The 12,288-nt window shown below is 63.5% G+C and carries 10 protein-coding genes; 3 read left to right on the forward strand and 7 right to left on the reverse strand.

Features of this window, described 5'->3' with window-relative positions:
- The first annotated feature begins 3 nt into the window (after positions 1 to 3).
- From NKI64_RS12340 to NKI64_RS12350, 3 genes are all read left to right on the forward strand, one after another.
- The gene (locus NKI64_RS12340; protein ID WP_352463515.1) at positions 4 to 885 is read left to right on the forward strand and encodes an AAA family ATPase; all 882 of its coding nucleotides are present in this window, start codon (positions 4 to 6) and stop codon (positions 883 to 885) included.
- Between the two features lie 86 nt (positions 886 to 971).
- Positions 972 to 2,108 carry a vWA domain-containing protein gene (locus NKI64_RS12345; RefSeq protein WP_352668167.1) on the forward strand — a complete coding sequence of 379 codons (1,137 nt, stop codon included), beginning with the start codon at positions 972 to 974 and terminating at the stop codon, positions 2,106 to 2,108.
- Entirely contained in the window at positions 2,108 to 2,995 is an 888-nt protein-coding gene (locus NKI64_RS12350) for an amidohydrolase family protein (RefSeq protein ID WP_023687944.1), read from the forward strand. The genes NKI64_RS12345 and NKI64_RS12350 overlap by 1 nt, the downstream gene beginning before the upstream one ends.
- 45 nt (positions 2,996 to 3,040) lie before the next feature.
- On the opposite strand, the gene NKI64_RS12355 is transcribed toward NKI64_RS12350, so the two are convergent.
- The 7 genes from NKI64_RS12355 to NKI64_RS12385 all read right to left on the reverse strand — a co-directional run bounded on the left by NKI64_RS12355 (position 3,041) and on the right by NKI64_RS12385 (position 12,211).
- A complete protein-coding gene (locus tag NKI64_RS12355) occupies positions 3,041 to 3,448 on the reverse strand; it encodes a carboxymuconolactone decarboxylase family protein (RefSeq protein WP_352668169.1) in 408 nt (135 codons plus the stop codon).
- Positions 3,449 to 3,696: 248 nt separating this feature from the next.
- A complete protein-coding gene (locus NKI64_RS12360; RefSeq protein WP_352668171.1) occupies positions 3,697 to 5,193 on the reverse strand; it encodes a sugar ABC transporter ATP-binding protein in 1,497 nt (498 codons plus the stop codon).
- Positions 5,193 to 6,236 (reverse strand): SMP-30/gluconolactonase/LRE family protein, encoded by a 1,044-nt coding sequence (locus tag NKI64_RS12365; protein WP_023696217.1) that lies wholly within the window; start codon positions 6,234 to 6,236, stop codon positions 5,193 to 5,195. The genes NKI64_RS12360 and NKI64_RS12365 overlap by 1 nt, the downstream gene beginning before the upstream one ends.
- Positions 6,233 to 8,356, reverse strand: a complete 2,124-nt coding sequence (locus NKI64_RS12370; RefSeq protein ID WP_023714822.1) for an ABC transporter permease — start codon at positions 8,354 to 8,356, stop codon at positions 6,233 to 6,235. The genes NKI64_RS12365 and NKI64_RS12370 overlap by 4 nt, the downstream gene beginning before the upstream one ends.
- A 78-nt stretch (positions 8,357 to 8,434) precedes the next feature.
- On the reverse strand, positions 8,435 to 9,460 hold the full coding sequence (locus NKI64_RS12375) for a sugar ABC transporter substrate-binding protein (protein ID WP_023668177.1): 1,026 nt from the start codon (positions 9,458 to 9,460) through the stop codon (positions 8,435 to 8,437).
- A 59-nt stretch (positions 9,461 to 9,519) separates the two neighbouring features.
- Entirely contained in the window at positions 9,520 to 10,506 is a 987-nt protein-coding gene (locus NKI64_RS12380; RefSeq protein WP_023668176.1) for an ABC transporter permease, read from the reverse strand.
- 271 nt (positions 10,507 to 10,777) lie between these two features.
- Positions 10,778 to 12,211: a DHA2 family efflux MFS transporter permease subunit gene (locus NKI64_RS12385; protein ID WP_023687939.1), complete on the reverse strand. Its 1,434-nt coding sequence runs from the start codon at positions 12,209 to 12,211 to the stop codon at positions 10,778 to 10,780.
- Positions 12,212 to 12,288: the final 77 nt, after the last annotated feature.

A 12,288-nucleotide genomic window follows, 5' to 3' on the forward strand; every position in this document is an offset into this window, starting at 1 on the left:
GACATGCAGGAGCCGAATGCCGAGACTGTCGCGACCTCGCCGGAGGCGGTGGCACGCCACCTCGCTGGATCGCGCTACCTCGCCGACGACAGCCTGGCCACCGCCATCTTCCTGGCCATACGGCTCGGCAAGCCGCTGCTGCTGGAAGGCGCGCCCGGCGTTGGCAAGACCGAAGCTGCGAAGGCGATCGCGCAACTGCTTGGCCGCGATCTGGTGCGGCTGCAATGCTATGAAGGCATCGACGCAGCACACGCGCTCTACGAATGGAACTACCAGCGCCAGCTGCTCGCCATCCGCCATGCCGGCGAGCATGAGATCGACATCTATGACGACCGCTTTCTGATCGCGCGGCCATTGCTGCAGGTGCTGCGGGCGCCGGAGCAGCGCGTGCTGCTGGTCGACGAGATCGACCGCTCCGACCACGAATTCGAAGCGCTACTTCTGGAATTCCTCTCCGACTTCCAGATCAGCATTCCCGAACGCGGCACCATCCGCGCCGAAGCGCAGCCGATCGTCATCCTGACCTCGAACCGAACCCGCGAACTGGCGGAGGCGCTGCGTCGGCGTTGCGTCTATCACTGGATCGGCTATCCCGACGCCGAGCGCGAAGCCGCCATCATCATGCTGCGCGCCGGCGATGTCGCCGAGACCACCGCGCGCGCCGTGGCGAATGCCGTGCAGTCGATCCGCGCGCGGCCACTGGCCAAGCCGCCCGGCATCTCCGAGGCCGTCGAATGGGCCAACGCCGCCACCATACTGGAGAAGGGCGGCAGCCCATGGCCGCAAGCCTTCCGCCGAGCCATCGGTGTGCTGATCAAGGACGAGGAGGATTTGTCCGCGATCGCGCCGGAGCTTGGCCAGATTGTCGAGGAGGCGCTGGGGTGACGTGTGAGGTCAACAGCTCGTTCATAGCGAGGTGGCCTCACCTGGGCACTCTGCAACGCTGGCAGGACAGAGGGGGGCGCGAAGGAATGATGCGTCAGGGAACCCTTCCTCTCGCCTCCGCGCCCTTCCTCGACTTCGCCCGGCTGCTGCGCCGCCACGCCTTTGCCGTCGCCCCCGAGCAGGTCTCCAGCTTCATGCAGGCCATAACCCTGCTCGGCCCGCGCTCCATGGCCGACATCCGCGAGGCGGCGCTCGCAACGCTTGCCCCCCCGCCCGATCGCCGCGGCGAATTCGAGGCGCATTTTCGCAATCACTTCCATGGCGATGGCCAACCCTCGATCGAAGGCGAGGAAGACGAGGAAACCCGCATCAAGGACGATCACGGCACGCGCCAGGAGGAGAAACAGACGACGCGCCAGGAGAAAGGCGGCGAGCTGTCGTCGGGCCTGGAGCAACTGAGCACGCGCGATTTTCAGCGCGACGATGACAGGCTGACCGCCTTTCGCCGCAAGCTGTCGGCTGCCCTCCCCGCGCGCCGCTCATTCCGCACCGTGCGCACCCATTCGCGCGGCAAGCTCGACCTGCGCCGCTCGCTCAGGGAAATCGTCAGCGCCGATGGCGATATCCCCTCGCCGCAGCTCCGCCGCCGCCAGACGGTGCCGCGCAAACTGCTGATCCTCATCGACGTCTCCGGCTCGATGAAGCTGCACACATCGGATTATCTCAAATTGGCGCACGCCGCCGTACAAGGTGCTGACCGTGCCGAAATCTTCACCTTCGGCACGCAGCTCACCCGAATCACGTCCGCACTGCGTATCCGCGATCGCGACCAGGCTCTCGCCCGAGCGGCGGCACTCGTAGACGACTGGGACGGCGGCACGCGCATGGGACCGACCCTGCTCGCCTTCCTCTCGGTGCCGCGGTTCTCGGCCTTCACGCGCGGTGCCGCTGTGATCATCCTGTCGGACGCGCTGGAGCGCGGCGACCATGCCGATCTCGAGACCGCGATACGCCGCCTGAGCGCCCGCGCCTTTCGCCTGTCGCTGGCCACACCGCTGGCCGGTGACCCGCGTTTCCTTCCCGCCACGGCAGCACTCCGCGCCATCCTGCCTGATCTCGACGATCTCATCGACGGCTCGTCGCCCGGGAGCCTCACCGATTTCATCCTGTCGCTCGCCCGCCCTGCCCCGGCGGCGTCGGCAATCTGGAAAAGGGTATCGTGATGCAGAAAGCCATCGACGCGCATTTCCACATCTGGCGCCAGCAGGATCAGCCCTGGCTGGTCGGCCCGATGGTGCCACGCATTTTTGGCCCCTACGAGCCGATTCGCCGCGACTATCCGATCGAGGAATTTCTCGCCGATCAGCAAGGCGCAGGTGTCGAGAAGGCCGTCTATGTCCAGACCAACTGGGCCAAGGAGGATTTCGAAAAAGAAGTCGCCTTCCTGCAGAAGACTGCCGACGAGACCGGCTGGCCGCACGCTATCGTCGGCTATACCGATATGACTGTCGACGATGTCCGGCCCCAGATCGATCGATTGAAAAAGTACCCGCTGCTGCGCGGCGTGCGCATGCAGCTGCATTGGCACGAGACGCCGGCCTTCCGCTTCGCTGCCTCGGCCGATCAGGTCATCGACCCCAAGGTGCGGGCCAATGTCGCGCGGCTTAAAGACTATGGCCTGTCCTTCGACCTGCAGCTTTTCCCTGCCCAGATGAAGGATGGGCTGACGCTGGTCGGCGAGAACCCGCAGATCAACTTCATCCTCACCCATGCCGGCATGCTGACCGGCATGGAGCCGGAAACCACCGAGGCCTGGAAAGCCGGCCTGAGTACTCTATCAACAGCGCCGAACTTCTACGCCAAGCTGTCGGGCCTCGGCACCTTCGCCCACCGCAACGATCCGGCGTTGATTGCCTACATCGTCGACAATGCGATCGACATTCTGGGCGCTGACCACCTGATGTTCGGCTCCAACTTCCCGATAGAGAAGCTCTGGACCAGCCACGCCGAACTGATCAAGGCGCATCGTGCAGCCGTGGCGAAGCACGGTCCGGTGGCGGAAGCGGATATCTTTTGGAATACAGCAGAGAAGGTTTACAGACCGGCATAGCGCACGCTTTCCCTTCTCCCACAGGGGAGAAGCGAAAGCCGCCCCTCACTTCACTTCAAACTCAGGATCGACCGGAATCTGCATCGCAGTCACCAGATGGTTGGTCTGCCCGGCCAGCCCGATGATCGACGCCAGCTCGCCATGCTGCGCATCGGTCAAGCCTTTGGCGCGGGCAGCTGCCGTATGCGAGTGGACGCAATAGGAACAGCCATTGGCGGTCGACACAGCGATGTAGATCATCTCCTTGGTCAGCGGATCGATGGCGCTTTCCGTAGCCATCACCACTTTCACCTGGTCCCATGTCCGTTTCAGCAAGGCCGGATCGTTGGCCAGCCCGCGCCAGAAATTGTTGACGAAGTCCGACTTGCGCGTCGCGCGGATGTCGTCGAACACAGCCTTCGCAACCGGGATTTTTTCGACCTCGGCATCGCTGAGGAGTTTTGTGACGGCCATGGCGTTTCCTTTCGTTGAATCGGTGGATCAGGTGGTTGAATCAGGTTTCGAGCAAGGGCGGCTAACCGGCTATTCCGATTCAGTTTTTGATGCTGACAGAACCATGGCGATTGGCCGAAGCATCTCAGCTTCGTCATTCACGGGCGAAGCAGGCGCGAAGCGCCGTCGCGGAGACCCGAGGATGACGAAGGCGCTGAGGCCTTCGCCAATTGGTGACGTATGCGCACCGTCAAACACCGACCGGCAACCTAGTGCACTGCCGCATACATGATCTTCTCCTCCGTCGCCTCCGCCGGCGAGAACTCCTCCACGATGCGCCCCTGTCGGCACACCAGAATCCGATCCGACAGGTTCATGATTTCCGGCAGGTAGGACGAGATCACCACCACCGCCAGCCCCTCATCGGCCAGCCGGTTGATGATCTGGTGGATCTCGGCGATGGCGCCGACATCGACGCCGCGCGTCGGCTCGTCGAAGATGACGATGCGCGGCTGCTGCACCAGCCCCTTGCCGATCACCACCTTCTGCTGGTTGCCACCGGAAAGCTCGACCACGCGGGCGTTGTCGTTTATCGCCTTGATGTTCAGCGTCTTCGTCCATTCTGCGGAAAGCGTGCGCATCTCCTGCTGGTTGATCACCCAGGCCTTTTCGCGGCCCGCCGCCAGGAGCCCGCCGAACAAATTCTCGGCAATGCCCATCGTCTCGAAAATGCCCTCGCTTTTGCGGTCCTCGGTAACATAGACGATGCCGTCGGCGACCGCTTCGCTCGGCACGAGATAGCGTACCGGCCGGTCGTCCAGCTCGATGGCGCCGCCGCGCAGGAAATCGCGCTTGTAGATGCCCGACACGATCTTGAAGGTCTCGGTGCGGCCCGAGCCGATCAGCCCGAACACGCCGGTGATCTGTCCCTGAAAGATCGAGAAGGAGGTGTTGCGCACGACATTGCTCATCGAAATGTCCTGCACCGACAGCACCTTCTTGCCGGCCTTGCGCAGCTTCGCCTCGTCGCGCTGGCGGTAGATCTGTCCCGACAAAGTGCGCCCTACCATGGCGGCGACGATCTTGTCGCGATCGAAGGCCGATGTGTCGTCGGTTATGACCAACTCGCCATCGCGCAGGATTGTGATGCGGTCGGCGATCATTAGCGCCTCTTCCAATGCATGGCTGATGAAGACGATCGAGACGCCGTTCGCCTTCAGCCGCCGGATCAGTGCGAAAAAGTGCCGCTTCTCCTCCGGCGTCAGCGTCGCCGTCGGCTCGTCGAAGATGATAATCTCGGCATTGTGGTGAACGGCGCGCGCGATCTCGACCATCTGACGCTTGGCCGCGCCGAGCGTTGCCACCATGGCGTTCGGGTCGACCGGGAAGTTCAGCGATTGCAAAAACTGTTGCGCCGAAATGTAGGTGCCGCGCAGCCGGTTGAGAAACTTTTCGGTGCCGAGATAGAGGTTCTGCGCCACTGTCATCGACGGCACCAGGCTGGTCTCCTGGAACACCATGGCGATGCCGGCCTCGAGCGCCGCATGCGGCGAGGCGTAGGCGATCTCGCGGCCTTTGTGGAACATCTTGCCGGAAGTGGCGTCGACGACGCCGGCAATGATCTTGGTCAGTGTCGATTTTCCGGCGCCATTCTCGCCGAGCAGCGCGTGGATTTCGCCCTTGCGCAGTTCGAAGCTGACTTGTCTGACCGCGGGCACGCCGCGATAGTTCTTGGTGACATTTTCCAGGCGCACGATCGGTTCCATCAGAAACCTCCCGCGTCGAGCACGCAATCGCCGCCCCTGGAGGCGATGAATAGAAGTCCGTCCTTCTCCGCCACGCTGCAAATGCCGTGGCGCGTGCCGTCGGCGCGGCTGTGCAGGCTGAATTGCGGCTGCATGGTCCGGTCGAGCTTCACCACCAGCCCGTAGGAGCGGCTCGGCGACCAGGGCTTGTGGATGCCCATGGTGCGGATGCCGCCACATTGCAGCGGTTCGAGGAAGCTGCGGTTGGAGGCCAGCGCCGGCGCGATCCAATAGGCCGGCGGCACTTGGTCGATCATGTCGCGCCGGTAATGCGTTTCCTGCAGCACGAATTCGATCAGCCGGTTGCGCGGCGCGAACAGGGCCAGCCACGCGCCGCCATCGCCGGCCGGCGCAAGGCGCGCGGGATAGCCGGGCAGATGCGTCAGCACGGTCGAGCGGCTACCGGTTGCACCATCGAAGCGAACGAGCTGGTGACGCCAGCTTTCGCTGACCAGCACATCTCGCCCCGTGGGATGGAGCCCATAGGGAAAGGCGATCTCGCCGGCCACTTTGCGGAACCCGCCGCCGGCTGCGTCCCGCCTCCAAAGCGATCCGGACGCGCCCTTCTTCATCAGGTCGGCGGCCCATAGCGACGGCGCATGCTCAGCCGAGCCATTGGCCAGCCACAACGTGTCGTCCTCGGCATAGGCAAGCGCGGTGATGCAGCTGACGCCAGACGGCAGCGAAACCTCCTTGCCGGCGACCAGCAGCTTGCCGCTCTCAAGTCCGACCGTCAGTTCTCCCGACAGTGATAGAGCCAGCGCAGTGATGGGGGAAGGAAAGGTCTCGACAACCTTCGGCTCCACTTCTGCGGCAAGCGAATAGATGGCGTTGCCGCTGGAAGCGAGCAGCCGGCCATCGGCAACCAGCAGATTGTCGGGTTCGATCAGTCCGGCAAAAACCGGCGCATCATCGAGCCGCGTGTTGGGCCGGAAGGCGCCGTCGAGCGGCGGGATGGTGACGGCCTTGCCGCGAAACATGTCCAAGATGGGATCGAGGATCATGGCTGCGTTCCCCAATAAGAAGCGGAGCTGGTCCAGGTCGGGTCCGCGCCCGCAATCTTGTAGCGGCCGATGCGGTTGTTGAGGATGCCGCCGACGAACAGGAAACCCTTGTGCTCGCGCATCGAGGTGACCATCGGATGCGCGCCGCCGGTGAGGTCGCCCATCGCCTCGATAATGCCGCCCTTGTCGTTGAATTTCACCACGCCGCCGGTGTTGATGTTGGGGAACAGCCACTCGTCCTGCGGCAGCCGGCGCGTCATGCGCTTGCGCATATCGGGATGGCGCAGCGACAGGTCGAAGCTCGGCGTGCGCATGCCGAGCCATGCCATCCAGTAATTGCCGTCGGAGGCGCGGTTGATGTTGTCGGGATAGCCCGGCATGTCGCGGATGACGCATTCGGCGGCGCCCGCCTTCGGCCCTTCCAGCCAGTAGCGATGCACGCGGCAGGCCCAGCTCTCAGCGAAGAACAGCGACTTGCCGTCATGCGCCATGCACACACCGTTGGTGTAGCGGTAGCCGTCGAGCAGTGTCTTCGTCGAACCGTCCTTCGGGTCATAGACCAGCAGCCGGCCGGTGGCGCGGTTCTCGATCGAGTCCAGTGCCCAATCGTGGGCGTCATAGCGCTTGGTGGAGTCAGTGAAATAGATGCGCCCGTCCGGCGCGATGTCGCAATCATTGGGGTCGCGCAGCCGCGCATCGTCGACGATCGAGGTCCAGGAGCGCGACGTCTCGGCCGACAGGCGCTTCACTTCCCGATCCGGCGAGACGGAATAGAGCCCCATGGCGCCGACGCAGCTGATCAGATTGCCCGATTTGTCGAAGGCCAGGCCCAGCGGAAAGCCGCCGATGTGGGCAAACACCTCCGATTTCACATAGTCCGGCGCGAAGAAGCGGACGATCTCGCCATGGCGCGTGCCGCAATAGAGGTGATCGTCGCGGTCGAGGATGACGTCTTCCGGCCCTTCCAACTCGCCGAGCCCGATATGGTCGGCCGCCGACAGCCGGTTGTCGAGCGCGTAGGGCGTGCCTGAGCCCGGCACCGCAGACTGTGTCTCGCCCATCTTGAGATAGACCGGCGCGACATAGACTTCGTTGAGCACCTTATGGCGGTTCTTCAGCCAGCGAATGTCGATCGTCACCGCCACCGCCAGCATGATGCCCAGCACCATCTGGTTGGTGCCGGTGCCATAGCCCAGCCGGATCAGCCCGTTGGTCATGGTCAGCACGATGATGGCGCCCATCAGCCCCTTGATGACCGAGCCGCGGCCACCACCCAGGCTGACGCCGCCGACCACCGCCGCCGTCAGCGCCATGATCTCAAGGTTGAGGCCGGTGCCCGGCCCTGCCCCACTCAGGCGGCAAGCGATCAGGAAGCCGCCGATCGAGGCGCAGAAGCCGGAAAAGACATAGGTCATGAACACGGTGCGGCGCACGCGAATGCCGGCATTGTGCGCCGAGCGCCTGGAGCCTCCGACCGCCAGCACATGCCAGCCCGGCCGTGAGCGCGTCAGCGCGATATGGGTGACGATGGCAAGAATGATCGCCAGCCACACCGAGACCGAAAGCCCCCAGAAGGTGCTGTCGCCGATGAAGTCGAGCACATCCGATGTCGCCTGGGAAAGCTGCACGTCGGCGGCATAGGTGGTGACGAGAATATCGAACAGCGCCCGGCCGAAGATGAACGTCACCAGGGTGGTGAGGAAGGCGCGCAGCCTGAGGTAGCCGACGAGGTAGCCGTTGACGGCGCCGAAGATCAGGCCGGTGGCGAGCGATGCCGCCAGCGCCAGCCAGATAGACTGTTCGAGAATGAAGAAGACATAGACGGCGGAGAAACAGGACAGCGCGAAGATCGAGCCGACGGACAGGTCGATGCCGCCGCCCAGCATCACCACCGTCATGCCGGTGACTACCATCGAGAACTCGCCGAGCTGGCGGGTCGATTCCTGCAGCGAGGTCAGCTTGAAGAAGCCGGGAATGATCGAGCCGAACACGCTGAGCGTCGCCACCAGCGCCAGGAACGGAATGGCGTTGTCGGTCCAGCGTTTTGTCAGGATCTCGCCGACCAGATGGTCGGGCACGAGATTGTAGCGCCAGGACTGGAGGCGTTCGCGAAAGGACATCGGCGGCTGCTATTCCATGAGGGAACGAGGTGACCGGATTGTCCAGTCACCTCGTTTATTTCAGTCGAAAAGCGCGGCTTACTTCGCCGCCGCTTCGGCCTGCAGCGCCTTCAGGTCCCAGCAGCTGTCGGGCTTGAGGTCGGCCTTGGTCGTAGCCTTCTCCAGCGTGTAGATGTAGGTGTGCGACGTGCCGGCCGGCTGGCCGCTCTGCAGCAGGAACTTGATGATAGCGTTCATGTCGCCGGACTGGCGGGCAAGGTCTGTCATGACAACGGCGCCATAGGTGCCGTCCTGCAGCTTGTCGCAATCGGCCGCCTTTTCACCGCCGCCGGTGGTGACCAAAAACACCTTGCCGTCGAGCTTAGCGTCGCGGATGGCGGCGGATGCGCCGGTGGCGTCGCCATCCCAGAAGTCGATGATAGAGCAGATGTCCGGGTTCTGCTGCAGCATTGTCGTCGTCACGTTGCGCGACGTCGTCGGATCCCAGTTGGAGTCGGGCTTGGCCACGACTTTGAAGTCGGGGTGCTTCTCCAGCACCTTCATGATGCCGGCATACTGGTAGAGACTGGACGAGTTGGCCTGATCACCCTGCACAAGGCCGATCTTCTTCGACGAATTCTCGCCGCAGCCCTTGATCGCCGCTTCGGCCTCGAGTTGGCCGAGCCGGTCCCAGTCACTGCCGACAAAGGCGTCGGCCGGGAAGTTGGCGGGATTGTCGACCAGTATGACGTAGGTTCCGGCAGCCTGCGCCTTCTTCATCAGCTTGGAATAGGAGTTGAGATCCGGCGCATGGATGATCAGCACGTCCGGCCTTGTGTCGGACGAGATCGCGTCGGTGATCGCCTGTGCGCCGGCATCGACGACCCAGTTCGGATCGCGTGTTTCGAAGGTGCCGCCCCAGGCCTCGACTTCCGTCTTCAGATAGTGCGACCAGCCCTGCGCAAGGTCGAAGCCCATCGCCAGCGGCACCAGCATGACGCGCTTGCCCTTGAGCGCCTGCGCGTATGCGGCCGGGCCCGGATCGTCGGCGGCGAAGGTCGGCGCGACGAAGGCGGTAGCGGCAAGCGCCGTGGCGGCCGCCATCAGTGTTCTGATCAGTTTCATGTCACATCCTCTGTTTTTCACTTATTGCCGGCCGGTCCGCATGACCCGTCGGGTACCCCTTAGATGTCGCCCTGCTGCGCGGTCTGTTCGTCGCGCGGATTGATGATGCCGTCGACGATGATGGCTCCGAGCAGGATCGCCGCCTTGATCAGGTTTTGATAGAGCAGCGGAATGTCGATGATGGTCATCGCGTTCGACAGGATGCCGATAAGTGCAGCGCCCACCAGCACATTGCGCACTCCGCCCCGCCCGCCGGACAGGCCGATGCCGCCGATCACCGCCACCAGCACGATGTCATAGAGCAGCGTCGAGTTGACGACGCGGGTGTTGATCGAGTGCAGGCTCGACGCCGTCAGCAGGCCGGCGATCAGCGCGACAAAGGCCGAAACCACATAACGCAGCACCAGCATTGGCCGCACCGGAATGCCGATGTTGCGCGCGGCGACTGGATTGTCGCCGGCGAAATAGATGTAGCGGCCCCATTTGGTGTAGCGCAGGAACAGGAAGAACAGGAAGGCGAGCCCGGCGAAGACGAACACTTCGATCGGAATGTCGAGGAAACGCAGGCCGCCGAGCAACTCCACCCAATGGCCCTGAGGCACCGGCACCGCATCCTGTGTGATCAGTTGCGAGCGGACATAGCCGAAGACGAAGGAGCCGGTCGCCAGCGTCACGAAGATCGCCGGCACGTCGGCATAAGCGACGAGAAAACCGTTGAGCAGGCCGATGGCGAGCACGCCTGCCAGCACATAGGCGAAGGCGAGCCCATCAGGCGTTCCGGCGTTGAGCAATTGTAGATACCAGGCGACCGACATCGCCATGATCGCCACCGCCGACAGGTCGATGCCCCTGCCGATTATGACGACCGCCATGCCGAGCGCCAAAATGCCCAGCACCGACACCGAGCGGACGATGGCAACGAGATTGTTGGCAGCGATGAAACCAGGCAGCCCAATGGCAGCGGCGACGAACAGCACCACGGCGATGGCAAAGACAATGCCTTCCTGATTCAGGCTCCTGACATTTGGCCAGCCAATCGTGTTCATGTCTGCATTCGCCCCGATGGCAGCTCTGCCACCCCTTCCGAGAAAGCTAATCGGCTCGGCGCCGCTTCGTCAAATGAATCCGCGCTCGGAACACCCGTTGGCAGTGATAATCTTCCAGTGGACGCACCGATTGCTAGAACTGGCGCAATCCTAGGAAAAGGCTGCGCTTTTGGCATTTGGTTGCACCATTGCGCGTATGCGCGAAGGTGCCGTTCTGAGGCGAAAGCACAAGGCGGAATTAATTGCCGCCTGAGCGGCGAAAATTGCGAATTCAGGTCCTGGACGTGTGGCCTGAAACTTCGGCGCCTGCACCGGGCGGCAGCACGAGGAACCGCAACGCCGCCGCCAGCCCGATGGCGCCGATGACCAGGAAGGCGATGCGAAAATCGACGAGGTCGAGCGCCGGCCGGTGCCTGACGATCTGCGACAGGTTCAGAATGGCAGCCGCCACCGCTACGCCGAACAGCATCGACATCTGCTGCAGCATGGACGACAAAGTTGCCGCCGAGCTGCGCTGCGCCGCATCGATATCGGCGAAGGCCAGAGTATTCAGCGCTGTGAACTGCATCGAGCGCGTCAGGCCGGCGATCAGCATCAGCGCTACCACCAGCGCCTGCGGCGTCTCCGGCGAGATCGCAGCGCAGGCCATGATCGAGGCCGAGGCGATCAGGCCGTTGACGACCATGACCGTGCGAAAACCAAAGCGCCGCAGCGTCGGCGTCGTCACCGTCTTCATGCCGAGATTGCCGAGGAAATAGGCCAGGATCATCAAGCCGGCATCGACCGGCGAAAGGCCAAAGCCGACCTGAAACAGCAGCGCCAAAAGGAACGGCGTGGCGTTGATCGCCACGCGAAAAATGGTGCCGGCGGCAAGCGTAGAGATGGCGAAGGTCTGCACCCTGAACGCGCTGAGATCGAGCAGCGGATGCGGCGCGCGCCGGAGATGCCGCACCGCCAGCCAGCCGATGACGATGCCGGCGGCAACCAGCAGCACGGCGGGCAAGGCGCCGTCTTCCGGATGTGCGATGCGCTCAAGGCCGTAGAGCAGCAGCGCGAGCCCCAGCGACGTGAGGAAAAACCCCGGCCAATCCAGCGGCTTGGGATCGGCCGCGCGGTCGCCCGGAATGAAGCGCGCGACCAGCGCCAGCCCGACGAGCCCAAGCGGGACGTTGATGAAGAAATTCCAGTGCCAGGAGAGATAGGTTGTGATGAAGCCGCCAAGCACCGGCCCGACCACGGGCGCAAACAACGCCGGCCAGGTGATCAGCGCCGTGGCGTTGAGCAGCTCCGATTTCGACGCATTGCGCAGCACCAGAATTCGCCCGACCGGCGTCATCAGCGCGCTGCCAAGGCCTTGCACGACGCGAGCGGCAACGAACTGAGGCAGACTTTGCGAGAAGCCGCAGGCCAGCGAGGCCAGCGTGAACAGTACGATCGCCAGCAGGAAGATGTTGCGCGCGCCGAAGCGGTCGGCAAGCCAGCCCGACAGCGGCACGAACACTGCCATGGTCAGCATATAGGCGGTGATGCCGATGCTCATCGCCACCGCCGGCACGCCGAAGGATTGTCCCATCTGCGGCAGCGAGGTCGAGATGATCGTCGAATCCAGCAGCTGCATGAAAAAGGCGATGGCAACGATCAACGCCACGCGCCGCGCATTGCTGGCGGTTACGGCGGAGGCCTCGGTGTCGGGAACGGCAGTCATGGCGAACCGCGTTGAACAGCATATGGCTGGCCCCGTCCAGAGCTTATCCAACAAACTTCCGTGTCGGCTCGCAGCCT

The sequence above is a fragment of the Mesorhizobium sp. M0478 genome (assembly GCF_040321305.1).
Lineage (GTDB): Bacteria > Pseudomonadota > Alphaproteobacteria > Rhizobiales > Rhizobiaceae > Mesorhizobium.